A 26,371-nucleotide genomic window follows, 5' to 3' on the forward strand; every position below is an offset into this window, starting at 1 on the left:
ATGGCAACCATCTGGATATTCAATTCAACGTCAGGGTCCGGGCATGAACCTGCCATTGGCGGGCAGCTGGTAAAAGTATCAAAAAACACCTTATGCCTGCGAAATCCATGGGTAACAGATTCCGTATTTATGGGGAAATTATACTGTGCAATGACGATCATACTACTGATTGGTTTTTACCCCTACCTCCTCCCAAGCATCCCAGACCTATATACCGAAGACACTATATTGCTGTTATTGTTTTTAACAGCACCTTTCATATTCACCCCTTTTCTGATCTATCGAATTTACTTTATAAAAGGCTTATCAAGTTTCTGCCTCAACCGTTCAACCCAAAGAATCTACTACCAGCGCTTGAGTAAGGTATTAATTTTTGAATGGAGCAATACGGGAGGTGGAATTTTCAAACGCACCGAATACGGCGGCTCATCCTTCAGCACCAGCTATGCCCTCGCCTTCGCCCCTCGCCGAGAGGACGGTAGCCTCCACCAAAAGGATTGCCTCTGGGTCGACAGCAACGAACCTACCGAACCCGGCGTCAAACACGTCGCAGAAGTCTGGGAATACCTCCGCCACTTCATGGACCACGGCCCGGACAAACTTCCCCCACCTGGCGAACCCAACTGGTGGCACAAGCCACTGCACGCGATCTGCCTGACCCCGGCAGAAGCCTGGCGCCACTACGTCCCCTGGCGAACCGGCGAACCCGGCGAAATGCAGGGCAAGAAGAACTGGCAACTGCCGTTCTGGGCCGTGCTGCTCCCTTACAACCTGACCGTCGCCATCTGCTGGTACTTCATCTGCAAACTCTTCAATGTCCGTGCAGCGCCACCACCGGCAGAGGCCTTCGAAGGAGCGCCTGCTAACCCCGAATGATCACCACCTCAAGGTATTCACTCGGCACCACCAATGACGCAGAGCCCCCCACGTTGCTTTCATTCAGCAACTGGGTCAGATCCCGCTCCAACGCCCCGGCCGCCTCCGGCTCCAGCAAGGCAAACGCCTTGTGCACCGGCCCGTACCAGGTGCGGAACACCTCGATGAAATGCGCCGCCGAACGATAGCGGAAGTTGAAGTACTGGCGACTGACCTGCAGTTCGCCAAGCGCCCCCTCGAACAGCACACGTAGTTGTTCCTCGTCGCCCCAGCGCGAAGGTGGCAAGGCCCCGGCTGGCGGCGGCACGTGCCGCCCGAGGGTCTTGAACATCTGCCCGACGAACCCTTGCGGGGTCCAGTTGGCCAGGCCGATCCGGCCACCGCGCCGGCACACCCGGCTCAATTCGTGCGCGGCCCGAGCCTGGTCGGGGGCGAACATCACGCCGAAGGTGGAAAGCACAGCATCGAAGGTGCCATCGGCAAACGGCAGCGCTTCGGCATCGGCGGTCTGGAACACCACGTTGAAATGCTCGGCCCGCGCACGTTCTTCACCGCGCTTGAGCAGTTCGGGCACATAGTCGGTGGAGGTAACGCGGCAGCCGCGCCGGGCGGCGGCCAGGGTGGCATTGCCGTTGCCGGCGGCGACATCCAGCACCTGCTCGTCCCAGCGCAGGTCACAGGCTTCTGCCAGGCGCTCGCCAACCAGTTGCAGGGTGGTGCCGATTACCGCGTAGTCGCCACTGGCCCACGCGGCTTGCTGGCGGGCTTTGAGGGCATTGGTATCCAAAGGGGTGCTCATGGTCTGCGCCTTCTTGTTGTGCGCGGCCGAGGTCCTTCTGGCGGTCAACGCGCCATGTATTCAAGGGATGGGAGCAAAACGCTACGCGCCTGGCGGGCGAAGCGGCAAGAAATAATAAGCGGTGAAGCAAGATCGATTTGGTGTAGACACCAGAGATGAAAGGCATATGAGCTCTATTGGCTCATACTCCCCCTGTGGGAGCGGCCTTGTGTCGCGAAAGGGCCGCACAGCGGCCCCAGCAATATTCGCATCACCGCAGTAACCCTGGGGCTGCTACGCAGCCCTTTCGCGACACAAGGCCGCTCCCACAAGGCCTTGCGTTCTGCGAAGGAAAGAATACCTATCAGATATCAGGCGAACCTGGCCCGGGCCGCGTGCAGCTTCTTGTAGCTTTCGATCAGGCGCAGGTGGCGATCGAGGCCTTCGAGCTTCATGCTGGTCGGGGTCAGACCATGGAAGCGTACGCTGCCGTCCACCGAGCCCAGCACCGCGTCCATGCGCGGGTTGCCGAACATGCGCCGGAAGTTGGCCTCGTAGTCGTCCATTTCCAGTTCGTCGTCCAGCAGCACTTCCAGCACCACGTTCAACGCCTGGTAGAACAACCCGCGCTCGACGGTGTTGTCGTTGAACTGCAGGAACGCCTCGACCAGCTCCTTGGCATCCTCGAAGCGCTGCACCGCCAGGCAGATGAGCAGCTTCAGCTCAAGAATGGTCAACTGGCCCCACACCGTGTTCTCGTCGAACTCCACGCCGATCAGCGTGGTGATGGTGGTGTAGTCATCCACATCACAATTGTCCAGACGCTTGAGCAGCAGCTTGAGCGAGCGGTTGTCCAGGCTGTGCAGGTTGAGGATGTCGGCACGGAACGACAAGGCGCGGTTGGTGTTGTCCCAGATCAGGTCTTCGACCGGATAGATCTCCGAATAGCCCGGCACCAGGATGCGGCAGGCGGTGGCGCCAAGGTTGTCGTACACCGCCATGTACACTTCCTTGCCCAGGTCTTCGAGGATGCCGAACAGGGTCGCGGCCTCCTGCACGTTGGAATCCTCGCCGTGGCCGGAGAAGTCCCACTCGACGAACTCGAAGTCGGCCTTGGCACTGAAGAAGCGCCACGACACCACGCCGCTGGAGTCGATGAAGTGCTCGACGAAGTTGTTCGGCTCGGTCAGCGCGTGGCTTTCGAAGGTCGGTTGCGGCAGGTCGTTCAAGCCTTCGAAGCTGCGGCCCTGCAGCAGTTCGGTGAGGCTGCGCTCCAGCGCCACTTCCAGGCTCGGGTGGGCACCGAACGAGGCGAACACGCCACCGGTGCGCGGGTTCATCAAGGTCACGCACATGACCGGGAACTCACCCCCCAACGACGCATCCTTGACCAGCACCGGGAAGCCCTGCTCTTCCAGGCCCTGGATGCCGGCAACGATGGCCGGGTACTTGGCCAGTACCTCCTGCGGCACATCCGGCAGGCACAGCTCACCTTCGAGGATTTCACGCTTCACGGCGCGCTCGAAGATTTCCGACAGGCACTGCACCTGGGCCTCGGCCAGGGTGTTGCCGGCGCTCATGCCGTTGCTGAGGAACAGGTTCTCGATCAGGTTGGACGGGAAGTACACCACCTGCTGGTCGGACTGGCGCACGAACGGCAGCGAGCAGATGCCGCGCGCGGTGTTGCCCGAGTTGGTGTCGTACAGGTGCGAGCCGCGCAGCTCGCCGTCCGGGTTATAGATTGCCAGGCAGTGCTCATCGAGGATCTCGGCCGGCAGCGCATCGCGTGGGCCGGGTTTGAACCACTGCTCGTTCGGGTAGTGCACGAACGGCGCGTTGGCCAGGTCCTCGCCCCAGAACTGGTCGTTATAGAAGAAGTTGCAGTTCAGCCGCTCGATGAACTCGCCCAGCGCCGAGGCCAGCGCGGCCTCCTTGGTCGCGCCCTTGCCGTTGGTGAAGCACATTGGCGACTGGGCGTCGCGCACGTGCAGCGACCACACGTTGGGCACGATGTTGCGCCACGAGGCGATTTCGATCTTCATCCCCAGACCGGCGAGGATGCCCGACATGTTGGCGATGGTCTGCTCCAGCGGCAGGTCCTTGCCGGGGATGTAGGTGCTGGTGTCCGCCACCGGCATCAGCAGGCCCTGGGCATCGGCGTCGAGGTTGTCGACCACTTCGATCACGAACTCGGGGCCGGTCTGCACCACCTTCTTCACGGTGCAGCGATCGATGGAGCGCAGGATGCCTTGGCGGTCCTTCTCGGAAATATCCTCGGGCAGCTCGACCTGGATCTTGAAGATCTGGTTGTAGCGGTTTTCCGGGTCGACGATGTTGTTCTGCGACAGGCGAATGTTTTCGGTGGGGATGTCGCGGGTCTGGCAGTACAGCTTGACGAAGTAAGCCGCGCACAAGGCCGAAGACGCCAGGAAATAGTCGAACGGCCCCGGGGCCGAGCCATCACCCTTGTAGCGGATCGGTTGGTCGGCGATCACCGTGAAGTCGTCGAACTTGGCTTCGAGACGGAGATTGTCGAGAAAATTGACCTTGATTTCCATGCGGGATTACCGTGATTTAAGCGTGCAAAACGAAATTGGCCGGCATTATCCGGGTTTTTCTGCCGGAAGTCCTGTTTGCCTGTACCGGCCCTATCGCCGGCAAGCCAGCTCCCACAGGAACTGCACATGACTTGCGGTCGATACGGTCGAGGTGGGAGCCGGCTTGCTGGCGATAGGACCGGTACAGACTTGCGTATTCCACCGAATTGCTTGCCTGATCCTCTGAACCTGCCCCGCCAGCAGACCAGCGGTCACCTCGCTGTGCTAGCGTTTCTGCACTGGGGAGCACCGTACTCCCCGCTCAGAAAAAACCAGGCGACAGCAACCGTTGACGGGCAGGTGAACCATGGAACTACGCATCAACCAGAAGACCTACCAGGTCGAGGCAGACGCCGACACGCCCCTGCTGTGGGTGATCCGCGATGACCTGGGGCTGACCGGCACCAAGTATGGCTGCGGCCTGGCCCAGTGCGGCGCCTGTTCGGTGCTGGTGGACGGCAACGTGGTACGTGCCTGCGTCACCCCGGTGGCCGGCGTGGTCGGGCGCGAGGTAACCACCATCGAGGCGATCGAGACCGATGCCGTCGGCAAACGGGTGGTCGCGGCCTGGGTCGAGCACCAGGTGGCCCAGTGCGGTTACTGCCAGTCCGGCCAGGTGATGGCGGCCACGGCGCTGCTCAAGCACACGCCCAAGCCCAGTGACGCGCAGATCGAGGCAGCCATGGTAAACCTGTGCCGCTGCGGCACCTACAACGCCATCCATGCCGCCGTGCATGAACTGGCGCAAGGGGAGAAGGCCTGATGAACACCCCAGTCGATACCCCCGTTGAACTACTCAAGCTGCAACTGGGCGAAACGGTCAACCTGTCGCGTCGGCGCTTTCTTGCTGGCACGGCTGTCGGTGCCCTGGTGCTGGGTTTCGGCCTGCCCATGGGGTCGGCCCGCGTGCAGGCAGCGGCTGCGGTAACGCCGGAGCGCGGTACTCAGGTGCCGGCGTTTCTGGAGATCCGCCCAGACGGCAAAGTGCGCCTGCTCAGTCCATTCATGGAAGGCGGGCAAGGCCCCTTCACCGCCATGGCGCAGATCGTTGGTGAAGAGCTGGACGTCGACCCGGCCAACTTCGTGGTCGACAGCGCGCCGCCCGGGGAAGCCTATGTGGTGATGGAAAACGGCATGCGCATCACCGGCGGCAGCATGTCGGTGCGCATGAGCTACCCGACCATGCGCCGTCTGGGCGCCCTGGCCCGGGCCATGCTGCTGCAGGCGGGTGCCGAGCAACTGGGCGTGCCGGTCGAAGAACTCTCCACCACGCCGGGTCACGTGGTACATACCACGACTGGCCGTTCCATCCCCTACGGTGAGCTGGCCGGACGTGCCATGGACCTGCCAGTGCCAGACCCGGCCAGCGTCAAGCTGCGCGACCCCAGCCAGTTTCGCTGGATCGGCAAGCCGGTACGTCGCCTGGATGCCTACGACAAGTCCACCGGCAAGGCCGTGTACAGCATCGACATAAAGGTCGACGGCATGCTCCACGCTGCCGTGCAGCACGCACCACGCCTGGGCATGACCGTCGGCAGCCTGCGCAACGAAGACCAGGTCAAGGCCATGAAAGGCGTGCATTCGGTGCATCAACTGCCGGGCGCCGTGGCGGTGGTTGCCGAACGCTGGTGGCACGCCAAGCGCGCGGTCGAAGCCATCCAGGTGGACTGGAAAGAGCCCGCTGCCGACAGCCCGGTACGGCCGATGCCGGCCGATTTCTCCAGCGATGGTTGGCGCGAACACCTGGCCACGGTCACGGGCCCGGCGCGCGACGATGAAAACCAGGGCGATGTGGCCGGCATGCTGGCCAGAGCCAAGACCCAAGTCGAGGCCACCTACCACAACCAGTACCTCAACCACGCCCAGCTGGAACCGCCGTCGGCTCTGGCGCGCTTCAACCCGGACGGCACCCTGGAGGTGTGGCTGCCCAACCAGGCGCCGGACATGTTCCGTGACGACATCGCCAAACGCACCGGCCTGGCCCCGGCGCAGATCACCCTGCATTCGCCGCTGCTGGGCGGTTTCTTTGGCCGCCACTTCCTGTACGACTCGGCCAACCCCTACCCGCAGGCCATTGCCTTGGCCAAGGCGGTCGGCCGGCCGGTGAAACTCATCTGGAGCCGCGAGGAAGAATTCCTCCGCGATGTACTGCGCCCGGTCGCCGTGGTGAAGTTCCGCGCCGGGCTGGATGCCGACGGCCTGCCGGTGGCCCTCGAAGCAGTGAGCGCCACCGAAGGCCCGACCGAAGCCATCGCCGGCAAGCAAGGCGAAAAGCTCGACCCGACCGCGCTCGAAGGGCTGTCGGGCAAGTCTTACGCCATCGCCAACAAGCGCATCGCGCAGATCTACGTCAAAGGCCCGGCCATGCTCGGCTACTGGCGCTCGGTGGGCAACTCGCTGAACGACTTCTTCTATGAGTCGTTCCTCGACGAGTTGGCCGACAAAGGCGGCAAGGACCCGTTCGAACTGCGCCTGCACCTGCTGCGCGACAACCCGCGCCTGACCAACCTGTTGCAGGCCGTCGCCGAACTGTCCGGCGGCTGGAAGCGTGGGCCTTTCACCGCCGAGGATGGCAGCAAACGGGCGCGTGGCGTGGCCATGGCCTCGCCGTTCGGCTCGGAGGCCGCGGTCATTGCCGAAGTGTCGATCGAGAACGGCCAGGTCAAGGTGCACGACATCTGGCAGGCCATCGACCCAGGCAGCATCGTCAACCCGGCCATCATCGAGCACCAGGTCAACGGCGCCGTCGCCCTGGGCCTGTCGCAGACGCTGCTGGAAGAAGCGGTGTACGTGGATGGCAAGCCGCGCGCGCGTAACTACGACCTGTACCCGATCCTGCCGCCGTCGCGCATGGCCAGGGTACATGTGCGCATTGTCGAAAGCGGGGCGAAGATGGGCGGCATCGGCGAGCCACCGTTGCCCGCGGTGGCACCGGCGGTGGCCAACGCAGTCGCGCAGCTCACCGGCCAGCGCGTGCGCAGCCTGCCATTGAGCCGCCATACCTTCAGCTGAGCACACAAGGACGCCCCATGACCCATCGCTTCGCAAGAACCGCTTGCTGGCTGGCACTGCCGTGCCTGGTCGCGGCAAGCCTGCTGGCCTGGTACGTCACCCGCGAGCCCGCCTCGCCGTTTGCCGGTACGCAGGCCACGGCCACCGACCCGGCGCTGGTCAGCCGCGGCGAGTATGTGGCCCGGCTCAGCGACTGCGTGGCGTGCCACAGCCTGCCGGACGGCAAACCGTTCGCCGGCGGACTGGAAATGGCCACCCCGCTGGGGGCGATCCACGCCACCAACATCACCCCCGACCGCGACACCGGCATCGGTCACTACAGCCTGGCCGACTTCGACCGTGCCGTACGCCAGGGCGTCGCGCCCGGTGGCCGGCGGCTGTACCCGGCCATGCCCTACCCGTCCTACGCCAAGCTCAGCGATGACGATGTCAAGGCGCTGTACGCCTTCTTCATGCGCGGCGTACAACCGGTGCAGCAGGCCAACCTGGCCAGCGACATTCCCTGGCCGCTGAACTGGCGCTGGCCCATTGCCATGTGGAATGGCTTGTTCGCCGCCACCACGCCATACGCCGACCAGGCCGGGCAGGATGCACAGTGGAACCGCGGCGCCTACCTCGTCCAGGGCCCCGGCCACTGCGGCAGCTGCCATACGCCGCGCGGCCTGGCCTTCAACGAAAAGGCCCTGGATGACAGCGGCAAACCGTTCCTCGCCGGAGCCCTGCTCGATGGCTGGTATGCACCGAGCCTGCGTGCCGCCCCCAATACCGGGCTGGGGCGCTGGAGCGAGGCCGAGATTGCACAGTTCCTCAAGACCGGGCGCAACCGGCATGCAGTGGTATTCGGCTCGATGACCGAGGCGTTCAACAACTCCACGCAGTTCATGAGCGACGACGACCTGTCCGCCATCGCCCACTACCTCAAGTCGCTGCCCGGCGACCCGCAACGCGATGGCGCGCCGTGGCAATACCAGGCCCAGTCGGCAGCGGCACGGCTCGATAGCCCTGGGGCGCATACCTATGTAACCCGCTGTGCGTCGTGCCACGGCCTGGACGGCAAGGGCCAGGCCGAATGGATGCCACCCTTGGCCGGCGCCACTTCGGCACTGGCCAAGGAAGACGCCTCGGCGATCAATATCACCCTCAATGGTTCGCAACGGGTGGTGACGGCCGGGTTGCCCGATGCCTATCGCATGCCGGCCTTCCGTGAGCAATTGAGTGACCAGGAAATTGCAGATGTGCTGGGTTTCGTGCGCAGCGCCTGGGGGAACAATGGCGGCGCGGTGAATGCGCAGGCGGTGGGCAAGTTGCGTGGGCATACCGACCCGGCCAGCAGCAGCCCGATCATTTTGCATATGCGATGAAATCTGGTGGCTGTACCGGTCTCTTCGCGGGTGAATCCGCTCCCACAGGTACTGCACAGGTCTCATGACTAGTGCACTCCTGTGGGAGCGGGCATGCCCGCGAAGAGGCCGGCACCGCCCCCCCTTGAACATCAGGTTTAATGGAGTCCCCATGGAAAGCATCGACCTGCTGGTCCTGCGCACCACCCGAGACTGGCTCGCCGCCGGCCACCGCGCCCTGCTTGCCACGGTCGCCCGCACCTGGGGCTCCTCCCCCCGCCCGGTGGGCTCGATGATGGCGCTGCGCAGCGACGGCCGTGTGGTCGGCAGTGTCTCTGGCGGCTGCATCGAAGACGACCTTATCCACCGCTACACCAGCGCCTACGGCGGCCCCGGCATGCCGGGCGGCTTGCCCCAGGTGGTGCGCTATGGCGTCAGCGCCGACGAGGCCCACCGCTTCGGCCTGCCCTGTGGCGGTACCCTCGAACTGGTGCTGGAATTCGCCCCGTCGTTGCAACACCTCGAGCAGCTGCTCGCCGACCTCGACAGCGGCAGGCTGGTACATCGTGGGCTCGACCTGTGCAGCGGTGAAACCAGCCTCACCGCCACCACCACGCCCGAACTGTTCAGCTTCGATGGCCAGCACATGCTCAGCACCCTAGGCCCCGGCTACCGCCTGCTGCTGATCGGTGCCGGCGCGCTGGCCGAATACCTGGCGACCATGGCCCTGTTCAATGGCTTCAGCGTTTCACTGTGCGACCCGCGACCCGAGTACACCGCAGGCTGGAACGTTGCCGGCGTCAACCGCCTGGCCGGCATGCCGGACGACGTGGTCCGCGCCTTCGCCCCGGACCTGCGCAGCGCCATTGTCGCCGTCAGCCACGACCCCAAGCTGGACGACCTGGCCCTGCTCGAAGCCCTGCACAGCCCGGCGTTCTACATTGGTGCCATCGGCTCACGGCGCAACAGCCAGCTGCGCCGCGAGCGGCTGATCGAACACTTCGGCGAAAGCGAAGCGTCGTTGCAGCGCCTGCACGGCCCTATCGGCATCTATATCGGTAGCAAGACCCCGGCCGAGATCGCCGTCAGCGTCATGGCCGAGATCCTCGCGGCAAAGAACAATGTCAGCCTGCCCGGCGCGGTCAGCGTGACCCGGGCCAAGGAAGCCGCGCAGTTGGCCCTGTAGGCGCGCATCCCGGGCTGCTACTGCCAACGCTCCAGGTTTTGCTGCAACAGCTGCTCCGGCAGCGCCCCGGCAACGATCTTCTCCATCTCCCTCGCCAGCGCCTCACGCAGCTGCGGCTGGTTGCAGGGCGATTCATGGGACAGCGCCAGGTACAGCCCTTCGCTGGATATCGGTGGCTCCAGCACCTGTACAGTGTCGGCAATCCCCAAGGTGCGCGCCAGCGCCATGCCGGGGTACTGCTCGTACACCACGTAGTCGCTACGCTTGTGCACCAACTTTTCGAACGCCTGCCTGGCACCGGGTACCGCTTCGAGGGTGAGATTGGCCTTGGCGTAGTCGTCGAACTGCTGGCCGTGGCTGTTGTTGACCAGCGTGCCACCTTTGCGGCCCTTCAGGTCGGCCCACTGCCGGTAGGCAAAGGCACTGTCCTGGCGCACCCAGACAACGCTGGGTGTATGCAAAAATGCCGGAGTAATGAAGTCCATCTGTTGCTGACGGTCCTTGGTCAGGAAATACCCGGCCATCAGGTCGATTCGGCCCGTGCGTACTTCTTCCTGGGCGCGCGACCACGGCCCGCCGTAGACCACCTCGATTTCCAGCCCCAGTTGCTTGCCCAGGTACTTGAGCAGGTCGGCATTGGCACCGATCAGTTGTTGGGGGTTTTGCGGGTCGCGCCACAGGTAAGGAGGGTATTCCGGGTTGCCGGTAGCAGTCAGCCGCCGGCATTCCTCATCCGCTACCGCCGCCAGCGGCAGCAGCAACAGGCACTGCAACAGCGGCAAAGCGTGGCGAAAGCAGCGCTCGATCATCGACAACCCTCGGCACATGTATCATCCGGAGACCCGGAGCGGTGGCCAAAGGCTGCCACATCCTGTGGTCGACTGCAGCATCCATCTGTGCGTGCTGTAGACAGTCTGGACCATGTATGGCCATTGGGTTGGCCTTTCATCGGCCGGAACAAGCGGCCCTCATATTTCAGGCACCCTGCCGGCGCATCGCCAGGATCGCCGCGCCAAAACCGATAAAGGTCGTGCCCACCACCCGGCTCACCCAGCGCGACAGCGACGGCCGGGTCAGCACGCCCTTGGCCCGCGCCGCCAGTGCGGCATACAGGCTCAGAGAAACCAGCGACAACGCGACGAAAATTCCGGTCAGGATCAGGAACTGCGGCAGCAACGCCGCCCCCTGGTCGATGAACTGCGGGAACAGCGCGGTGAAGAACATGGTCGCCTTGGGGTTGGTCACTGCCGTGAGGAATGCCGACTTGTACAGCTTCAGCGGCGTGGGCCGGACCTTGGCCATACCCTCTGCGGCGCCTTGCGCCAGCATCGGGCTCTTTTTCAGCAATTGCCGCGCCCCCAGGTAGAACAGGTAGCCCGCCCCCAGGATCTTCACGGCATTGAACAGCATTTCGGAACTGGCCAGCAGCGCACCCAGCCCCAGCATGGCGGCAGCCGACAGGCAGAACAGGCCCGAGCCATTGCCCAGTGACGACCAGATCGCGCTGCGCTGGCCATGGGCGAGGCTGTTGTTGATGGCCATCAGGGTGGCAGGGCCGGGGCTGGCGATCGCGATGGCAGCGACCAGGGTAAAGGCAAACAGCGAGTGAGAATCCATTTTCAGGCTCGTCAGACAATCAGGAAAGGGCGCGCGCGGGACACGCAGGTTCAACCTGTATTCTGCCGCTTGGCCGCCTTCTTGGCGATAGCCTTCATTCGCGTTGCGGCCCGCTGCACGGTGGCCATCTTCTCGGGGCGCTTCATGCCCCGCCATTTGCGAATTTCGTCACGGGTGCGGCCGCAGCTCACGCACAACTCGCTGTTGAGCTGGCACAGCGAGACGCAAGGGTTGTCGATGTCTTTCGCCATGCCACCACTCAGCCGGGCATTTCCGCCTGTGCACGCTCGGCGGCACTGTGAAACACCTGGCGTACTTCCTCGGCCTTGACCTTGCTGACCGACCTGGCAGCCAGCAGCTCGTCGACCACGCGCAAGCCCTGCTCCAGGGCGGTGGCCAGTTGCTCGCGGTCGGAGGCGTCAGCGATATCACCCAGATAAGGAGCGATGAGATACACGTAACGGTCCTGCAGCTTGAGCGCTTCCAGCGCGTCGAGGGCTTTCTGGAACCGATCGGCAGCGGCAGGGCTCATGCTCAATTTATCGAAATGAATCAGGCTCACACGGTCAGTGGCCATTTTGACGAATCTCCGTTTCCTGGTGCGGCCAGGCCCACAAGCAGCAGCGCTTCTACGGTGCTCGGATGTGCAGGCCCGGGGAATGCCCATCAGGGTACCAGAACGCGAGGCAGAAAGGGCCATCGCCCCCAGAACTAAAAGTATCTGGCAGGTCGCGTAATGGACGCCCCGGGGCGCTATCGGGACAGGAGCTGCCGTTTCCTGCACAGGATAATCGTGCCAGCAGTCTCCCCGCCGAGGCAGTCATCGAACTCGGTAGCCCACACAAAACTACAAGCCTGTACCTGCAGGTAAGCCAGAAAGGGGCCTCATCATTCATGGCAAAGGAACACATCACCGAAACGCTCGACCTTGGCGTGACGGACCCCTCGAAAACCGCAGAAGCACGCCAGGACCGGCATTTCGAGGGCAAGCTTGACTGGATCGTCTTTGGCTTCACCAGCCTCCTGGCAATCGCTTTCGTCCTCTGGGGCTTCCTCAATCAGGCCAGCCTCGCCAGCAGCGCCTCCAGCGCGCAATCCTGGGTCATTCTCAACTTCGGCTGGTTCTTCGTACTCACCTCTACCCTGTTCGTGGTGTTCGTGCTGTGGCTGGCCGCCAGCCGATACGGCCGGGTTCCGCTGGGCCGTGATGGCGAACAGCCAGAATTCCGCACGGTGTCCTGGGTGGCGATGATGTTCAGCGCCGGCATGGGCATCGGCCTGATGTTCTTCGGCGTTGCCGAACCGCTGTCGCACTACGTGTCGCCACCGCCTGGGACGACCACTGGGCAGTCCAGCGAGGCGATGCAGGTGGCCATGGCCACCACGCTGTTCCACTGGACCCTGCACCCCTGGGCCATGTACGCCATCGTCGGCCTGGTGATTGCCTATGGCACCTTCCGCCGCGGCCGCTCGCAGTTGATTTCTGCCGCCTTTCGGCCATTGATCGGCAAGCATGCCAACGGCCCGCTCGGCCGCCTGATAGACATGATGGCGATCTTCGCCACGCTGTTCGGCTCGGCTGCCTCGCTGGGCCTCGGCGCGCTGCAGATCGCCGGTGGCCTGGAGTACAACGGCTGGATCGAAAGCCCTGGCAAGCTGTTCTACATCTCGATCATCACTTTGCTGACCATTGCCTTCGTCACCTCGGCGGTGTCGGGCATCGGCAAGGGCATCCAGTGGCTGTCCAACACCAACATGGTGCTGGCACTGGTGCTGGCAGTGTTCGTGTTTTTGGTCGGCCCGACCCTGCTGATGCTCAACCTGCTGCCAACCTCGATCGGCATCTACGCCAAGATGCTGCCGGAAATGATGGCCCGCACCAACGCCAGCGGCGGTGAGCAGATGAACAGCTGGCTGGCCGGCTGGACCGTGTTCTACTGGGCCTGGTGGATTTCCTGGACGCCGTTCGTGGGCATGTTCATCGCCCGTATCAGCCGCGGCCGCACCATCCGCCAGTTCGTCACCGGGGTGCTGCTGGTACCGAGCCTGGTCAGCCTGGTGTGGTTCACCATCTTTGGCGGCGCGAGTATCGATGCCCTGCGCGAAGGCGCCTTCCAGCTGGCCAATGGTGCGGTCAACAGCAACCACGCGCTGTACCAGCTGCTGGACAGCTACCCGCTGGCCTCGGCGACTTCAGTGCTGGTGATGGTTCTGGTGGGTATCTTCTTCGTCTCCGGTGCCGATGCGGCCTCACTGGTCATGGGCACGCTATCGGAGCACGGCACCACCACGCCATCGCGACGCACGGTGATTTTCTGGGGTGCGCTGACCGGTACGGTGGCGGCGATCATGCTGGCAATCGGCGACCCACGCGACCCTGGCGAGGCGCTGACTGGCCTGCAGAACCTGACCATCGTCGTGGCCCTGCCGTTCGTCGTGGTGATGGTGCTGCTATGCCTGGCGCTGTACCGCGACCTGCGCAAGGACCCGATGATGCTGCGCCACCTGCGCGGCAACGAGCTGATCGAAAAGGCCGTACTTTATGGCGCAGTGAAACATGGCGAAGAGTTCTACATCGTGGTGCAGGAGAAGAAGACTTCGACCAAGCCGGCGTCGGCAGAGGCCGAAGTGACCGGCAACTGACCTGGCAAGTTTGTGGAATCGGGGGCTGCTGCGCAGCACCCGATCAAGATGCCTTCACTGCCGTGGTCAGCCCTTCAACGCCGCCTCTATCCTGGCCACATCGATCTTGCCCATCTGCATCATGGCATCGAACGCCCGCATGGCCGCCGCCCGGTCGGGGTGGCCGATGGCTTCGATGAGGATGCGTGGGGTGATCTGCCACGAAATCCCCCACTTGTCCTTGCACCAACCGCAAACGCTGGCCTCACCGCCGTTGCCGACAATGGCATCCCACAAGCGGTCGGTCTCGGCCTGGTCCTCGGTACTGACCTGGAACGAAAAAGCCTCGCAGTGCGTGAAGGCCTTGCCGCCATTGAGCCCCACGCAAGGAATCCCCATCACGCTGAACTCCACGGTAATCACGTCACCTTGCTTGCCGGATGGATAGTCAGCGGGCGCCTGGTGCACGGCAATCACTCTGCTGTCAGGGAAAACGCTGGCATAGAAATTCGCGGCCTCTTCGGCATCGTTGTCATACCAGAGGCAAATGGTGTTCTTGGCAGTCATGGTCTTGCTCCATGAAAGAGTGTGAGCCCTTGAGTCTAGTCCGGAGTTGCCGGTTCGAGCCTTGCAACATCCTGCAGACATTTCCGACATCAGGTAGTGAACCTGCTGACAAAAAAACGGTCTTTCGCTGACGGTCAACTCACCGACCGGTTCATCGGCCCAGTCACCGGGCCTACTTTTGTCCTGTTTCAGCGAAGACCCAACATGCCCGATTCCCGCCCAACTGCTTCCGCCCTCACTGCCCTGCGCAGCGGCCTGATCGCCGCCCTGGTGGCCCTTGCCGTACCGGTGCACGCCGAAGAGCCTGCCAGCGATGCGCGCTGGGTCAGCGACAGCCTGAGCACCTATGTGCGCAGTGGACCGACCGATGGCCACCGCATCGTCGGTACGCTCAAGTCCGGGCAGAAGCTGACCCTGATCGGCAGCCAGGGCAACTACAGCCAGGTGCGCGGGCAAAACGGCGATGTGGTGTGGATTCTCAGCAACGACCTGCAGTCGGTGCCAGGCCAGGGCGAGCGCCTGCCGCAGCTCGATGCCCAGGTCGCGGACCTGACCGGGCAATTGAAGAACATCGACGACAGCTGGAAGAACCGCGTGCAGGGCATGCAGGAAACCCTAGATTCACGCAAGAAACTGATCGACGAGCTGGAAGCGCGCAACAAGGCGCTGAATGAACAGCTCGACCAGAGCCAGTCGGAGCTGCGCGATACCCAGGCACGCCTGGGGGACGAGAACAAGCAGGTGATGATGCGCTACATGGTGTATGGCGGCAGCATTGCCGGCGCGGGCTTGCTGGCGGGGCTGATCCTGCCGTCGCTGACCCGTGGGCGCAGGAAGAACGATCGCTGGTTCTGACTGGGCCCTCCTGCACTGGCCTCTTCGCGGGCTTGCCCGCTCCCACAGGATTTCCAACAGGCCCAAGGCCTGTGCAGTACCTGTGGGAGCGGGCAAGCCCGCGAAGAGGCCAGTGCAGGACTGCAGCTACTTCCCGCGGGCCTTGTTGTAGATGGTCTTGGCCCGGTCTGCCGAGGCCTGGCACTTGGTCATGTCCCCCGCAGTCTGCCCCTCCTTGGCCTGCTTCAACAGCTCGTGGTAGTCGTGCGCCATGCCACCGTGCAGTGCCTGGCCATCGGTCCTCTGAATGTCTTCAAGCTCCTTGATCTTGGCCGCACAGTTGCTCACAGGGTCTGCGTGTGCGGCAAAACTGAGGACCGAGGCAATCACCAGCAAAGGTATGCATTTCGTGGATTTCATGGAGCGTTCTCCTGGAAAACCTGAAGGGTCGTCGAGATGACAGGCTCGACGCAGCAAACAGCATAGACGGCCATGCGCCCCGGCGCCTCGCCTCAGCCCAGGGGCTATGCCCCCTCGGCAAACAGGAAATCGATGAACACCCGCACCCGCAGCGGCATGTGCCGGGCCTGGGGGTAGATCAGCATGAATGGCCGCGAGGTCCCGCCAAACTCAGCGAGCACTTCCACCAGTTCGCCACTGGCCAGCGCGTCCTGCACGGTAAAGCGGTAAGCCTGCATCAGCCCACCGCCATGACGCACCAGCGTGGCGGTGGCGAGAAAGTCGCCCAGGCAGGTAAACCCACCCTGGGTTTCGATCTCCACCTGCTGGCCATCCTGGCGAAAGCTCCACGGCGGCCGGCGGCCACTGCTTGGCAGCTCGAACTGGATGCACTCATGTTGCAGCAGGTCGTGCGGTGTTTGTGGCGTGCCGGCACGGGCCAGATAGCCTGGTGTGGCCACCACCACCAGTTCGGCATCTTCCAGGCGGCGCGCCACCAGCCGTGAATCGGCCGGCTCGCGGCCACGAATCGCCAGGTCGAACGGTTCCTCGGCGAAGTCGACGTTGCGGTTGCTGACATGCACATCCACCTGCACCTTCGGGTAGCGCTGGCGAAACCGCGGCAGCAGCGGCAACAGCCGGTGATGGGCATAAGGCGTGGGCGCACTGATGCGCAGGCGGCCGCTCGGCTCGACCTGCCCGCCCGTGACCTGGCGCTCGGCCTCGACCAGTTGCCCCAGCGCCTGCCGGCATTGCTGGTAATAGGCCTGGCCCGCTGCGGACAGGCGCATCTGCCGGGTGGTGCGGACGAACAAGCGCACGCCCAGGCGCTCTTCCAGGCGCGCCACGCTGCGGCTGACCGCCGCCGGGGTAACGCCGGCCTCCGTGGCCGCAGCAGTGAAACTGCCGCTGTCGGCGGCCAGGCAGAACAGCTCCAGGCTGCCCAGTTGCAGGTCATCGAAATGGCGGGTCATGACGGCTCGATTGATTACATGATGTATCGATTGAAATGCCCTTCGCCTCATTTTTCAAGTGCTGATAGCAGCCTACAGTGGCTCCACACCGAGCCCATGGCTCACTTCACTGGAGATCATGCACATGAACACGCCACGCACCGTCATCATCACCGGAGCCTCCAGCGGCCTGGGTTTCGCCCTGGCCGAGGCCTTCCTCGAACGCGGCGACAACGTGGTCGGCAATGCCCGCAGCCAGGCCCGCCTGGAGCAGGCCGCCGCCCGCCTCGGCAACCCTTCGCGCTTCATCGGCGTAGCTGGCGACATCGCCGAGCCGGGCACGGCGCAGCGCCTGTTCGCCAGCGCTGAGCAAGCCTTTGGCGGGGTCGACCTGCTGATCAACAACGCCGGCATCTTCATTGCCAAGCCGTTTGCCGAGTACAGCGAAGCGGATGTCGACGCCCTGGTCGGCACCAACCTCAAGGGTTTCTTCTACCCTGCCCAGGAAGCGGCGCGGATCATGACCAGGCAAGGGCATGGACAGATCATCGCCATCACCGCCTCCATCGCCTTGCAACCGGACACCCGCGTGCCGGCCCTGCTGCCGGTGCTGGTCAAGGGCGGCCTGAACCAGGCGGTGAAAGGCCTGGCGCTGGAACTGGCGGCCAGCGGCGTGCAAGTGAATGCGGTGGCGCCAGGGATCATCGATACGCCGCTGCATGGCGGCAATGTGCAGGGGCTGGGCGCGCTGTCACCCAGTGGCCGCACCGGCACGCCGCAGGATGTTGTGGATGCGGTGTTGTACCTGGCCGACTCACGTTTCGTCAGCGGCGTGATCCTGCCGGTGGATGGCGGTAGCACCGCTGGCACCTGGCATTAACAGAGGAGCGAGAACCATGCCCTATGTCCACATTCGCGTGACCGATGAAGGCGTGAGCGCTGAGCACAAGCGCCAGCTGATCGAACAGACGACCCGCATGCTGCAGCAGGTACTGGGCAAGCCGCCGGCCAGTACCTTTGTGGTGATCGAGGAGGTACCGACCGATAACTGGGGGGTTGGCGGGGAGACCGTGACTGCGGTGCGGGCCCGTGAGCGGGGGTGATCCCTGGGGCCGCTTTGCGGCCCCTACTGCCGTAACCGCTCCAGCGCCTGCAACACATACCCTGTGGCCCGCTCCACCTGCCCTTCCCGGCAGGCAATGCCCAATTGCCGCCACAACCCTGGCCGCAGCGGCCGGCGGGCAATGCGCCGGTCCAGCTCGGCTGCCTCCCCCTCCTGCGGCAGCAACGTCGCCCCATACCCGGCCCCGACCAGGCTCTTGATCGCATCGTTGTAGTTCAGCTCGATTCGCGGCTCGGGGTACAACCCCGCCGCCGCGAACCACTCCCCGGTCACCCGCGACAACTGGGTGCTGCTGTCGTTGAGGATCAACGCCCGCTGCGCCAGCCAGGCCGGCGTAACCTTGGCCGGCGGCTGCCAGTCGGCCGGCACGTAGGCCAGGATCGGGTCACGCCGCCAGGGGGTAACCCTAAGCCCTTTGCCGGCCACCTGCGGCAAGGCCACCAGGCCGATATCCAGCGTGCCCTCGCGCAGGCGCGTCAGCGAGGCCTGGGAGGTCAGCACCTGTACCTGCACATCGATCCCCGGGTGCACCGTGCGCAGGTGCTCCAGCGCCTGCGGCAGCAGGTGGGCAATGGCACCGGTGGAAGCGCCCAGGCGCACCCGCCCGGTCAGGCCTTCGACTTGCCGGCGCACTTCGTCCAGCGCCAGGTCGGCGTCGGCCAGCAGGCGGCGGGCACGGGCCAGCAGGGTTTCGCCGATGGCCGTGGGCCGCACCTGGCCGCGGGTACGGGTGAGCAAGGGGGCGCCGATGCGCGCCTCCAGTTCGGCCACGTGCAGGCTGATGGTGGGCGGCGCCAGGCTTAGCTGGCGGGCGGCGTCGGCAAAGGAGCCCAGGTCGGAGATGACCACCAAGGTGCGCAGGCGATCGAGGCTGATTTCACGCATGGGCCAAACTCATTCAGAAAAGATGAATACATCGATCATCATATTCAAATTTTCTTTAGCAAAGCCACAGGCGAGCATAGGCCATCCCTCCCCGACCGGACTTTGACCATGCACACCCCTGTTGTCTTCATCGACGGCGACCAAGGCACCACCGGCCTGCAGATCCATGCCCGCTTGCAAGGCCGCAGCGATCTGCGCCTGCTGACCCTGGCCGAAGCCGAGCGCAAAGACCCGCAACGCCGCCGCGAGGCGATCAACAGCGCCGACATCGCCCTGCTGTGCCTGCCCGACGAGGCCGCCCGCGAGGCCGTGACGACGATCCACAACCCGCAGGTGCGGGTGATCGACGCAAGCTCCGCGCACCGCACCACCCCAGGCTGGGTCTATGGCCTGCCGGAGCTCGACGAGCAGCAAGCCGAACGCATCGCGCACAGCAAGCGCGTCAGCAACCCCGGCTGCTACCCCACCGGCGCCATCGCCCTGCTGCGCCCACTGGTCAAGGCTGGCCTGCTGCCAGCGGATTACCCGCTGAACATCCACGCCATCTCCGGCTATTCCGGTGGTGGCCGCGCCGCAGTCGAACGGCATGAGCGGCCCACCGCTGGCAAAACCCCGGCTCTGCAACTGTACGGACTGGAACTGGCGCACAAGCACGTGCCGGAAATCCAGCAGCACGCCGGGCTGTCGGCGCGGCCGATGTTCATGCCCGGCTACGGTGCCTACCGCCAGGGCATTGTGCTGAGCATCCCGCTGCAGTTGCGCCTGCTGCCCGGCCAGGTCAGTGCCGAGCAGCTGCAGGCCTGCCTGGAGCAGCATTACCAGGGTGCCCGCCACGTCCAGCTGATGCCCCTGCACCAGCACGGCGCAGCGCCGAACCTCGACCCCGAGGCGTTGAACGACAGCAACGACCTGCGCCTGGCGCTTTACGCCAACCCGGAGCACGGCCAGGTGCTGCTGACCGCAGTGTTCGACAACCTCGGCAAAGGTGCCTCCGGCGCGGCGGTGCAAAACCTCGACCTGATGCTCGGTGCATTACAGGTACAAGGCTGATCGGCAAAACCGGTTAGACTGTACAGCCCGCGCCCGCACGGCGCGGGCTGTCTATCTACCCGCCGGAGCCTGCCCCCCGATGTTCATCCTGAGCCGCCTCGACAGCGTGCCGCCTGAATCTTTCCAGAACCAGATCCGCGAGCTGGTGATCCACCACGTCGGCGAACTGAGCAGTGTCGCCATCAGCGCCGACAACCCGCTGTACCCGCTGTACCAGTACGGCGTCGGCATGGAAGTGCACCAGTACCTGCAAGCGCTGGACGGCACCCGCGGCCTGGCCGTGGCACTGACCCTGGCGCTGGATGCCGACGCGCCGGACCAATTGCTGGGCTTTGCCCTGTCGCTGCCGGCCGAGGACGATGAACAGGCGTGCGCCCTGGCGTTCCTGGCCGTACGCGCCAGCCATCGCCGCCAGGGTATCGCCCGTGCGCTGCTGGGCGACCTGCAGGCACGCCATGCCTGCGTCGAGTTGAATGCCTTTGCCAGCCAGGTACCGTGGTTCGAGGCGATGGGCATGCAGGTGGTGGCCGCCAATGGGCCGCAGGTGCTGATGAGCAGTACCGGGCAGGCTAGTGGCGCGCTGATCGGACGGCTGGATATTGCGCCGATCTACCAGACGGCGGAAGTGATGCAGATCCATACCTACCTGCTCAACCAGCAAGGTGAGGATGCGATGATCGAAGCGGAGCAGATGCGGGATGAGCGGCTGGACGAACTGACCGCTCAGGCGCAGGAGTGTGTACGGCAGCGCAAGACCGTACATTGATCCGAGGGCCTGTTCGCGGGCTCGCCCGTTCCCACAGGGGTATCACAAGGCCAAAGGGCGGCAGGATACCTGTGGGGGCGGGCAAGCCCGCGAAGAAGCCCCTCTGGCCCTTCAGCCATGCACCCAACGCCGATGCAACCCACGCGCAAAGGCATCGAGCACAAACCCCAGCACCCCGATCAGCAGCACCATCGCCATCAGCTCGGAATACGCCAACCGGTCGCGGGTATCGAGAATGAAGTACCCCAGCCCGGCACTAACCCCGAGCATTTCGCACGGCACCAGCACGATCCACAGAATGCCGATGGCCAGGCGCACGCCGGTCAGCACATGGCCGATCACACCGGGCACGATCACCTTGCACAAGGTCTCCCGGCGCGTCGCACTCAAACTGCGGCTCAACTGCAACCAGCGCGGGTCCAGCTGCCTTACCCCGGCCGCCGTGTTCAGCAAGATCGGCCACAACGCGGCAAACGCCAGCAGGAAGTAGATAGGCTGGTCCCCCACGCCCATCAGCATCACCACCACCGGCATCCACGACAGCGGCGAGATCATGCGCAGGAACTGGAACGCCGGCGTGGTCGCCGCCTCCAGGTGCCGGTAGCTGCCCACCAGCAAGCCCAGCGGCACACCAATCAGCAGCGCCAGCAGCAGCCCGACCAGGATGCGCTTGAGGCTGACCCAGATATGCCCGTAAACCTCGCCCTGCCCCAGCAACTCGACCAGGCTGGCCAGGGTCGCCGCCGGCGAAAAGCGCGCCGACAGGCCATCGGCCTGGCCGAACAGCGCAACACCGGCCCACCACAACAGCAACAACCCCAGCAACCCGGCCAGACCCAGGCCGGCATGAACGACATGCGTGCGCATCAGACCGCGAACTCCTCGCTACGCTCGAAGTTGTCGGCAATGCCGAACACCGACGGCCCGCCAACGGTAGCGATGGCGTTGCGCACGAAGCGGTCGTCGACCAGGTCGCGGGCGGTCTGCGCCGGGTCCAGGCCGGCCAGGAACGCGTGGTCACCCTCGATCAGGGTGGTTTTCAGGCGCTTGACCAGTTCCTCCGTGTAGCTGGGGAACGGGTAAGGCTGGAAATCGATGCGTTTTTCGTCCCACTGCTGGTGGCGAATGGCGCCACTGGCAATATAACCGGCACGGTCTTCGGCAGCCGGGGCCAGCACTTTGCTCAGCACTGCGGGCTCATGCGGGGTGTACTTGTTGGGGCCGGCCTTGGACAACAACGCGGCGGCCTCGGCGCGGTGGTCGCGGGTCCAGTGCTGGGCCTTGACGATGGCGTTGACCACCTTCTGCGACCACTCCGGGCGGTTGTTCAGGTCGTGCTCGTGCATGAACACCACGCAGCAGGCGTGGTTGCGCCACACATCGCCGGTAAAGCGCTGCACGCGGCCGACCTTGAGGTTCTCGGCCAGGGCGTTGAATGGCTCGGCGACGATATAGCCAGCGATGCGCTTGCTGGCCAGCGCCGGCGGCATGTCGGATGGCGGCAACACCAGCAGGTTGACTTCGTTGCCGGCCAGTGGCGCATTGGCCGGCTTCGACACCGGGGTCAGGCCGTTGTCGTTGAGCATCTGCTGCAGCACCACGTTATGGATGGAATACCAGAACGGGATGGCCACGGTCTTGCCGCCCAGCTGTTTCATGTCGCTGATGTCCGGGGCCACGGTCAGGCCGGAACCGCCCACATGGTTCCAGGCCACCACCTTGGCCGGCACCTTGCTGCCGTAGCGGGCCCACACGGTCATTGGCGACAGCAGGTGAATGACATTGACCTGGCCGGAGATGAACGCCTCGATCACCTGCGCCCAGCTGCGCAGCAGCACCGGGCGCTCGGCCTTGATGCCTTCGGCCTCGAACAGGCCGTTGTTGTGCGCCACCAGCAGCGGCGTGGCGTCGGTGATCGGCAGGTAGCCGATACGCACCGGCGCGTCCGGCTCGGTGGCGGCCCGGGCCTGCAGGCTCGACAGCAACGGCAGCGCACCGGCGGCCGTGAGCATGGCGCCAAGCTTGAGGAAATCGCGACGCGAAGAAGAGGAACAGCAGTCATCCATGCACATGGACAGCCTCCGAGGGCAACGGGGTTGGGGTGGGTTCGACTGTGCGGCTTGCCCGCCGAAGGGTTTTGAGGATTTCGATGCGCAAGGCGCCCAGTTCCTCGACCCGCTGCGTCCGTGGTTGCGGCAGGTCGATGTGCCACTGGCCGAGGGTGTGCGCTGGGTGGTTGCCCAGTAGCAGGACCCGGTCGGACAGCAGCAGGGCTTCGTCGATATCGTGAGTGATCAGCACCGCCGCCGTGTTATGGGTGGCGATCAGTTGCAGCAGCAGTTGCTGCATGTCGGCCCGGGTCACTTCATCGAGCGCGCCGAACGGCTCGTCGAGCAGCAGCACTTCGGGCTGGCGGGCCAGGCAGCGGGCCAGCGCAGTGCGCTGGGCCATGCCCCCGGACAACTGCGCCGGGTACTGGCCGCGGGCATGGGCCAGGCCGACAGCGGCAATCGCGTGGTCGATGCGGGCGCGCCGTTCGGCAGCGGCCAGTTTGGGCTGGCGGGCGAAGTCCAGGCCGAAGGCGACGTTCTTCTCCAGGCTCAACCAGGGCAACAGGCTCGGGTCCTGGAAGGCCACCGCCAGGCGTGGGTGCGGGCCCTGCAGCGGCTGGCCGTGCAGGGTCACGCTGCCACTGCGGGGCTGTTGCAGGCCGGCCAGCACCCGCAGCAGGCTGGACTTGCCAACCCCGCTGGGGCCGAGGATGGTCACCACTTCGCCCGGTGCCAGCTGCAGGTCGAACTGCGCCAGCACCGCCTGCCAGCCACCCTCGCGCGGGTAGCCCAGGCTGATGTCGCGGGCTTCGAGCAACACTGGGCTCATGCCGCGCCCGCCTGGCGTTGCAGTTCGGCGCGCAGTTGCACCAGGCTGGGCGTGACGATCGGCACGAAAGCCGACTCGCGCCAGCGGCGGGCAAAGCCTTCACCGTACTCGCTGAGGTAAGCTTTGCCACCACTGGCCTGCAACTCCAGCTGGACGGCGTCGGCAGCGCTTTCGGCCAGGGTGATGCGCAGCTTGAACAAGGCAGCCGGATGCTGCTGGAAGCGGCCATCGAGCAGGCCCTGCTTGAGCTCGCTCACGGTGTTTTCCAGGCGCTCGCTGAGTACCAGGCGTGCTTCGTCGAGGAACGAGGCACGGCCATGCAGGTGTGCCTGCACTTCCGCCAGCGCCCGCCGCGCCAGGCCAATGGCCATGCCGCATTGCAGCGCCAGGAACGCCGGGCGTACCCGCGGCAGGAACTCGCGGGCATTTTCGTGCAGTAACCAGCCACGCTGCAATTGCACCTGGTGGAAGGCCAGTGCCGCGGTATTGCTCGACTGCAGCCCCATCAGTTGCAGGTCGTCGGAGCGCTCCAGGCCCTGTGCGTCGGACGGAATGGCCAGCACGAACGGGGCGCCACCGCCTTCGTCTTCGATGGCCGCAGCCACCACGAAGCCGCTTTTGCGCAGGTTGGTCACCCAGTGCAGGCGACCTTCCAGGTGCCAGCCATCCTCTGCCGGGCGGCCGCGCACCTGCAGGGCTTCGATGCCGGACAGGAACTTCATGGCGTTGGACAGCCCGGTGGCGCCGGCCAGTTCGCCAGTCAGCAGGCGCGGCAGCAGGCGCTCGCGCAGAGGCTGGTTGGGGCTGTGCAACAGGTATTCGATGAAGGCGCGCTGGCCCCAGCAGACGAACGCCGCTGCCAGCGAGCGGCTGGCGATCGCGGCGATGGCCTCGACCGCGTCGGTCACCTGCCCGCCCGTGCCACCCAGGGCCGGGTCGACACCGACGCGCAGCAGCTGCGATTCGGCGATCTGCGCCAGCACCAGCTGAGGCTCGCACTGGCCCCGATCAATGGCCTCGGCATTGGCATCCAGCCAGTGTCGAAATGCACAATCTTGCATGGTCTTGCTCCTTTTGGGACGCCGGGGCCGCTTTGCGGCCCGTTCGCGGCACAAGGCCGCTCCTGCAACGACCGCATCATGGCCGCTAGCAAACTGGGTCTATGCAGATGGCTGCCAGCGGTACTTGCCCAGCTCGTCATTGAGCGGCGTCTGGGCGAACACATTAGCAAAGTTGCACAGGGTTGCGAGGCTCACGCCCAGAATCACCTCCAGCGCGTTACCTTCACTGAAGCCGGCCGCTCGGAAGGCCTGGTATGTGGCCTCGCTGACATTGCCACGGGTGGCGATCACTTCGCGGGCGAACGCGGCCAGGGTTTCATAACGGGCATCGGGCAGCTCGCCACGGGCACGCAGGGCATCGACCACCTCCTGCGGCAGCTTGGCCTTGTTCAGGGCCACGGCCGTGTGGCCGGCCACGCAGAAGTCGCAGCCATGCTGGGTGGCGGCAATCAGTTGCACCACTTCACGCTCGGCCAGGCTCAGTACGGATTTGCCGTTGAGTGCCGAAACGGTCACGTAGGTTTCCAGTGCCGCCGGGGCATTGGCCAGCACGCCCAGCAGGTTGGGGATGAAGCCGGAGTTCTTCTGCGCGTTCTCGAGGAACGGACGGGCCGCTTCCGGGGCGCTCTGCAGCGTGTGTAAAGTAATGCGCGAGGACATGGAGTGGTCTCCTTTGATGGGTGTCACTACAGTCTGTTGGTTATAAGAACTACCCTCCATATTCATCAGTCGCCTTTCCTTGCTCTTGAGTCTTTGCATTAGATGATTTCGTCCAGCCACCTTGTCGATTGGTTATTAGAAGGCCTGGAGCTCGATGCCAGCCTGTTCCATGTAGGCCGCTACTGCGGCGGCTGGCACGCCAGCACCCAGGGCATGGGCCGGGCCAGCTTCCACCTGGTGGTGCAGGGGCATTGCTGGTTGCACATCGACGGCCAGCCCGAGGCACTGCGGCTGGAGGCCGGCGATGCGGTGTTCCTGCTGCGCGACCTCGGCTATCGCCTGGCCAGCGACCAGGACCCGGCCAGTGCCTGCGCCCAGCCGCGCCAGCGCATGCAGGCCATGGACACCGAGGCGGTCGATGGCGTGGGGCTGGTGTGTGGTTTCTTCCACTTCAAGCCGGGCTTGTCGGCGCTGATCGTCGACGGCCTGGCCGACTGGATATTGCTGCGCGCCAATGAACCGGCCGGGCATGCGGCGCGGGCGTTGTTCGAGCTGATTCTGGAGGAATGCCGGCGCGCCGCCGGGCCATCGCAAGGGTTGCTGGAGCGGCTGACGCACTTGTTGTTCCTGTATGTGCTGCGCCAGCAGGTGCATGCCGGGCAATCGCTGGGCGGGCTGGTCGCCCTCGCCCGGCAACCGGCGTTTGCCGGGCTGCTGGAGCAGTTGATCGAGCAACCGGGGCAAGCGTGGACGCTGGAAAGCATGGCGGCCTGCACCGGGTTGTCGCGGTCGGCGTTTTTCAAGCGTTTCAATGAACTGGCCGGACAGTCGCCGGGGCAAGTACTGCTGGCGTTGCGCATGCGCCATGCCAGCCAGTTGCTACAGGCGGGGCATACCGTGGAGCAGGTGGGGGCGCAGGTGGGGTACCAGTCGGTGGCGGCGTTTACCCGGGCGTTTGCCAAGGCGGTGGGGGTACAGCCGGGGGCGTATCGGCGGCAGCATGAGGGGCGTTAGCCTGGACTGGCCTCTTCGCGGGTAAACCCGCTCCCACAGGTACCCCACAAGTCTCAGAGATTGTGATGCCCCTGTGGGAGCGGGTTTACCC

At 64.7% G+C, this 26,371-nt stretch carries 27 protein-coding genes; 12 read left to right on the forward strand and 15 right to left on the reverse strand.

Annotated elements, in window-relative coordinates; translation table 11 throughout:
* Complete coding sequence (locus tag J5M71_RS24155; RefSeq protein ID WP_207837779.1) at positions 1–876, forward strand: hypothetical protein; 876 nt, start codon at positions 1–3, stop codon at positions 874–876.
* Here the strand turns inward: J5M71_RS24155 and J5M71_RS24160 are convergent.
* Positions 863–1,675 carry a class I SAM-dependent methyltransferase gene (locus J5M71_RS24160; protein ID WP_207837781.1) on the reverse strand — a complete coding sequence of 271 codons (813 nt, stop codon included), beginning with the start codon at positions 1,673–1,675 and terminating at the stop codon, positions 863–865. The two genes, J5M71_RS24155 and J5M71_RS24160, sit on opposite strands and share 14 nt — an antisense overlap.
* Positions 1,676–2,025: 350 nt before the next feature.
* Positions 2,026–4,212, reverse strand: coding sequence for an OsmC domain/YcaO domain-containing protein (locus J5M71_RS24165; protein ID WP_207837783.1), 2,187 nt, complete (start codon positions 4,210–4,212; stop codon positions 2,026–2,028).
* A gap of 346 nt (positions 4,213–4,558) precedes the next feature.
* Between J5M71_RS24165 and J5M71_RS24170 the strand changes: the two genes are divergently transcribed.
* The 4 genes from J5M71_RS24170 (at position 4,559) to J5M71_RS24185 (ending at position 9,789) form a co-directional block, all read left to right on the forward strand.
* Positions 4,559–5,014 (forward strand): (2Fe-2S)-binding protein, encoded by a 456-nt coding sequence (locus J5M71_RS24170; RefSeq protein ID WP_063913636.1) that lies wholly within the window; start codon positions 4,559–4,561, stop codon positions 5,012–5,014.
* On the forward strand, positions 5,014–7,263 hold the full coding sequence (locus tag J5M71_RS24175; RefSeq protein WP_207837785.1) for a molybdopterin cofactor-binding domain-containing protein: 2,250 nt from the start codon (positions 5,014–5,016) through the stop codon (positions 7,261–7,263). The genes J5M71_RS24170 and J5M71_RS24175 overlap by 1 nt, the downstream gene beginning before the upstream one ends.
* 17 nt (positions 7,264–7,280) lie before the next feature.
* Positions 7,281–8,624 (forward strand): cytochrome c, encoded by a 1,344-nt coding sequence (locus J5M71_RS24180; protein ID WP_207837787.1) that lies wholly within the window; start codon positions 7,281–7,283, stop codon positions 8,622–8,624.
* 151 nt (positions 8,625–8,775) lie between these two features.
* A complete protein-coding gene (locus J5M71_RS24185) occupies positions 8,776–9,789 on the forward strand; it encodes an XdhC family protein (protein WP_207837790.1) in 1,014 nt (337 codons plus the stop codon).
* A gap of 17 nt (positions 9,790–9,806) precedes the next feature.
* Here J5M71_RS24185 and J5M71_RS24190 read toward each other — a convergent pair whose 3' ends face one another.
* The 4 genes from J5M71_RS24190 to J5M71_RS24205 all read right to left on the reverse strand — a co-directional run bounded on the left by J5M71_RS24190 (position 9,807) and on the right by J5M71_RS24205 (position 11,983).
* Positions 9,807–10,598 (reverse strand): transporter substrate-binding domain-containing protein, encoded by a 792-nt coding sequence (locus J5M71_RS24190; protein ID WP_207837792.1) that lies wholly within the window; start codon positions 10,596–10,598, stop codon positions 9,807–9,809.
* A 166-nt stretch (positions 10,599–10,764) separates the two neighbouring features.
* The gene (locus J5M71_RS24195) at positions 10,765–11,406 is read right to left on the reverse strand and encodes a LysE family translocator (RefSeq protein ID WP_207837794.1); all 642 of its coding nucleotides are present in this window, start codon (positions 11,404–11,406) and stop codon (positions 10,765–10,767) included.
* A 50-nt stretch (positions 11,407–11,456) separates the two neighbouring features.
* On the reverse strand, positions 11,457–11,657 hold the full coding sequence (locus J5M71_RS24200; RefSeq protein ID WP_063913642.1) for a DUF1289 domain-containing protein: 201 nt from the start codon (positions 11,655–11,657) through the stop codon (positions 11,457–11,459).
* An 8-nt stretch (positions 11,658–11,665) separates the two neighbouring features.
* Positions 11,666–11,983 (reverse strand): hypothetical protein, encoded by a 318-nt coding sequence (locus J5M71_RS24205; protein WP_207837796.1) that lies wholly within the window; start codon positions 11,981–11,983, stop codon positions 11,666–11,668.
* 317 nt (positions 11,984–12,300) lie between these two features.
* Here J5M71_RS24205 and J5M71_RS24210 point away from each other — a divergent pair, with 317 nt between their 5' ends.
* Positions 12,301–14,049: a BCCT family transporter gene (locus J5M71_RS24210; protein WP_207837798.1), complete on the forward strand. Its 1,749-nt coding sequence runs from the start codon at positions 12,301–12,303 to the stop codon at positions 14,047–14,049.
* Between the two features lie 66 nt (positions 14,050–14,115).
* Here J5M71_RS24210 and J5M71_RS24215 read toward each other — a convergent pair whose 3' ends face one another.
* Positions 14,116–14,595 carry a VOC family protein gene (locus J5M71_RS24215; protein WP_207837800.1) on the reverse strand — a complete coding sequence of 160 codons (480 nt, stop codon included), beginning with the start codon at positions 14,593–14,595 and terminating at the stop codon, positions 14,116–14,118.
* A gap of 204 nt (positions 14,596–14,799) precedes the next feature.
* On the opposite strand from J5M71_RS24215, the gene J5M71_RS24220 reads away from it, so the two are divergent.
* Entirely contained in the window at positions 14,800–15,450 is a 651-nt protein-coding gene (locus tag J5M71_RS24220) for a TIGR04211 family SH3 domain-containing protein (protein WP_207837802.1), read from the forward strand.
* A 126-nt stretch (positions 15,451–15,576) separates the two neighbouring features.
* On the opposite strand, the gene J5M71_RS24225 is transcribed toward J5M71_RS24220, so the two are convergent.
* Positions 15,577–15,849 (reverse strand): hypothetical protein, encoded by a 273-nt coding sequence (locus J5M71_RS24225; protein ID WP_207837804.1) that lies wholly within the window; start codon positions 15,847–15,849, stop codon positions 15,577–15,579.
* Between the two features lie 104 nt (positions 15,850–15,953).
* Entirely contained in the window at positions 15,954–16,862 is a 909-nt protein-coding gene (locus tag J5M71_RS24230; RefSeq protein ID WP_207837806.1) for a LysR family transcriptional regulator, read from the reverse strand.
* Between the two features lie 124 nt (positions 16,863–16,986).
* Between J5M71_RS24230 and J5M71_RS24235 the strand changes: the two genes are divergently transcribed.
* Together J5M71_RS24235 and J5M71_RS24240 are read left to right on the forward strand one after the other, a co-directional pair.
* A complete protein-coding gene (locus J5M71_RS24235; RefSeq protein WP_207837810.1) occupies positions 16,987–17,721 on the forward strand; it encodes an SDR family oxidoreductase in 735 nt (244 codons plus the stop codon).
* Between the two features lie 16 nt (positions 17,722–17,737).
* Positions 17,738–17,944: a 4-oxalocrotonate tautomerase family protein gene (locus J5M71_RS24240; protein ID WP_061551649.1), complete on the forward strand. Its 207-nt coding sequence runs from the start codon at positions 17,738–17,740 to the stop codon at positions 17,942–17,944.
* A 23-nt stretch (positions 17,945–17,967) separates the two neighbouring features.
* On the opposite strand, the gene J5M71_RS24245 is transcribed toward J5M71_RS24240, so the two are convergent.
* Positions 17,968–18,849, reverse strand: coding sequence for a LysR family transcriptional regulator (locus tag J5M71_RS24245; protein ID WP_207837813.1), 882 nt, complete (start codon positions 18,847–18,849; stop codon positions 17,968–17,970).
* A 108-nt stretch (positions 18,850–18,957) separates the two neighbouring features.
* Here J5M71_RS24245 and argC point away from each other — a divergent pair, with 108 nt between their 5' ends.
* Positions 18,958–19,899 carry an N-acetyl-gamma-glutamyl-phosphate reductase gene (gene argC, locus J5M71_RS24250; protein WP_207837816.1) on the forward strand — a complete coding sequence of 314 codons (942 nt, stop codon included), beginning with the start codon at positions 18,958–18,960 and terminating at the stop codon, positions 19,897–19,899.
* Between the two features lie 79 nt (positions 19,900–19,978).
* Complete coding sequence (locus tag J5M71_RS24255; protein ID WP_063913653.1) at positions 19,979–20,665, forward strand: GNAT family N-acetyltransferase; 687 nt, start codon at positions 19,979–19,981, stop codon at positions 20,663–20,665.
* 111 nt (positions 20,666–20,776) lie between these two features.
* Here J5M71_RS24255 and J5M71_RS24260 read toward each other — a convergent pair whose 3' ends face one another.
* From J5M71_RS24260 to J5M71_RS24280, 5 genes are all read right to left on the reverse strand, one after another.
* Positions 20,777–21,532, reverse strand: a complete 756-nt coding sequence (locus J5M71_RS24260; RefSeq protein ID WP_207837819.1) for an ABC transporter permease — start codon at positions 21,530–21,532, stop codon at positions 20,777–20,779.
* A complete protein-coding gene (locus J5M71_RS24265; RefSeq protein ID WP_207837821.1) occupies positions 21,532–22,737 on the reverse strand; it encodes an ABC transporter substrate-binding protein in 1,206 nt (401 codons plus the stop codon). Before J5M71_RS24265 ends, J5M71_RS24260 begins: the two co-directional genes overlap by 1 nt.
* Positions 22,724–23,545 (reverse strand): ABC transporter ATP-binding protein, encoded by an 822-nt coding sequence (locus J5M71_RS24270; RefSeq protein ID WP_207837823.1) that lies wholly within the window; start codon positions 23,543–23,545, stop codon positions 22,724–22,726. Before J5M71_RS24270 ends, J5M71_RS24265 begins: the two co-directional genes overlap by 14 nt.
* Positions 23,542–24,606 (reverse strand): acyl-CoA dehydrogenase family protein, encoded by a 1,065-nt coding sequence (locus tag J5M71_RS24275; protein WP_207837825.1) that lies wholly within the window; start codon positions 24,604–24,606, stop codon positions 23,542–23,544. Before J5M71_RS24275 ends, J5M71_RS24270 begins: the two co-directional genes overlap by 4 nt.
* Before the next feature lie 99 nt (positions 24,607–24,705).
* Positions 24,706–25,266 (reverse strand): carboxymuconolactone decarboxylase family protein, encoded by a 561-nt coding sequence (locus J5M71_RS24280; RefSeq protein WP_207837827.1) that lies wholly within the window; start codon positions 25,264–25,266, stop codon positions 24,706–24,708.
* Positions 25,267–25,368: 102 nt separating this feature from the next.
* Between J5M71_RS24280 and J5M71_RS24285 the strand changes: the two genes are divergently transcribed.
* Complete coding sequence (locus J5M71_RS24285) at positions 25,369–26,280, forward strand: AraC family transcriptional regulator (RefSeq protein ID WP_207837829.1); 912 nt, start codon at positions 25,369–25,371, stop codon at positions 26,278–26,280.
* Positions 26,281–26,371: the final 91 nt, after the last annotated feature.

The organism is Pseudomonas sp. 43(2021) (assembly GCF_017490805.1).
Classification (GTDB): Bacteria; Pseudomonadota; Gammaproteobacteria; order Pseudomonadales; family Pseudomonadaceae; genus Aquipseudomonas.

Coding starts and splice junctions, on each gene's coding strand:
- J5M71_RS24245 (WP_207837813.1), bottom strand. CDS start 18,849: ATGCGTGAAATCAGCCTCGATCGCCTGCGCACCTTGGTGGTCATCTCC.
- J5M71_RS24185 (WP_207837790.1), top strand. CDS start 8,776: ATGGAAAGCATCGACCTGCTGGTCCTGCGCACCACCCGAGACTGGCTC.
- J5M71_RS24220 (WP_207837802.1), top strand. CDS start 14,800: ATGCCCGATTCCCGCCCAACTGCTTCCGCCCTCACTGCCCTGCGCAGC.
- argC (WP_207837816.1), top strand. CDS start 18,958: ATGCACACCCCTGTTGTCTTCATCGACGGCGACCAAGGCACCACCGGC.
- J5M71_RS24255 (WP_063913653.1), top strand. CDS start 19,979: ATGTTCATCCTGAGCCGCCTCGACAGCGTGCCGCCTGAATCTTTCCAG.
- J5M71_RS24235 (WP_207837810.1), top strand. CDS start 16,987: ATGAACACGCCACGCACCGTCATCATCACCGGAGCCTCCAGCGGCCTG.
- J5M71_RS24240 (WP_061551649.1), top strand. CDS start 17,738: ATGCCCTATGTCCACATTCGCGTGACCGATGAAGGCGTGAGCGCTGAG.
- J5M71_RS24205 (WP_207837796.1), bottom strand. CDS start 11,983: ATGGCCACTGACCGTGTGAGCCTGATTCATTTCGATAAATTGAGCATG.
- J5M71_RS24175 (WP_207837785.1), top strand. CDS start 5,014: ATGAACACCCCAGTCGATACCCCCGTTGAACTACTCAAGCTGCAACTG.
- J5M71_RS24230 (WP_207837806.1), bottom strand. CDS start 16,862: ATGACCCGCCATTTCGATGACCTGCAACTGGGCAGCCTGGAGCTGTTC.
- J5M71_RS24225 (WP_207837804.1), bottom strand. CDS start 15,849: ATGAAATCCACGAAATGCATACCTTTGCTGGTGATTGCCTCGGTCCTC.
- J5M71_RS24280 (WP_207837827.1), bottom strand. CDS start 25,266: ATGTCCTCGCGCATTACTTTACACACGCTGCAGAGCGCCCCGGAAGCG.
- J5M71_RS24270 (WP_207837823.1), bottom strand. CDS start 23,545: ATGAGCCCAGTGTTGCTCGAAGCCCGCGACATCAGCCTGGGCTACCCG.
- J5M71_RS24165 (WP_207837783.1), bottom strand. CDS start 4,212: ATGGAAATCAAGGTCAATTTTCTCGACAATCTCCGTCTCGAAGCCAAG.
- J5M71_RS24215 (WP_207837800.1), bottom strand. CDS start 14,595: ATGACTGCCAAGAACACCATTTGCCTCTGGTATGACAACGATGCCGAA.
- J5M71_RS24200 (WP_063913642.1), bottom strand. CDS start 11,657: ATGGCGAAAGACATCGACAACCCTTGCGTCTCGCTGTGCCAGCTCAAC.
- J5M71_RS24180 (WP_207837787.1), top strand. CDS start 7,281: ATGACCCATCGCTTCGCAAGAACCGCTTGCTGGCTGGCACTGCCGTGC.
- J5M71_RS24285 (WP_207837829.1), top strand. CDS start 25,369: ATGATTTCGTCCAGCCACCTTGTCGATTGGTTATTAGAAGGCCTGGAG.
- J5M71_RS24195 (WP_207837794.1), bottom strand. CDS start 11,406: ATGGATTCTCACTCGCTGTTTGCCTTTACCCTGGTCGCTGCCATCGCG.
- J5M71_RS24170 (WP_063913636.1), top strand. CDS start 4,559: ATGGAACTACGCATCAACCAGAAGACCTACCAGGTCGAGGCAGACGCC.
- J5M71_RS24265 (WP_207837821.1), bottom strand. CDS start 22,737: ATGTGCATGGATGACTGCTGTTCCTCTTCTTCGCGTCGCGATTTCCTC.
- J5M71_RS24260 (WP_207837819.1), bottom strand. CDS start 21,532: ATGCGCACGCATGTCGTTCATGCCGGCCTGGGTCTGGCCGGGTTGCTG.
- J5M71_RS24160 (WP_207837781.1), bottom strand. CDS start 1,675: ATGAGCACCCCTTTGGATACCAATGCCCTCAAAGCCCGCCAGCAAGCC.
- J5M71_RS24210 (WP_207837798.1), top strand. CDS start 12,301: ATGGCAAAGGAACACATCACCGAAACGCTCGACCTTGGCGTGACGGAC.
- J5M71_RS24190 (WP_207837792.1), bottom strand. CDS start 10,598: ATGATCGAGCGCTGCTTTCGCCACGCTTTGCCGCTGTTGCAGTGCCTG.
- J5M71_RS24155 (WP_207837779.1), top strand. CDS start 1: ATGGCAACCATCTGGATATTCAATTCAACGTCAGGGTCCGGGCATGAA.
- J5M71_RS24275 (WP_207837825.1), bottom strand. CDS start 24,606: ATGCAAGATTGTGCATTTCGACACTGGCTGGATGCCAATGCCGAGGCC.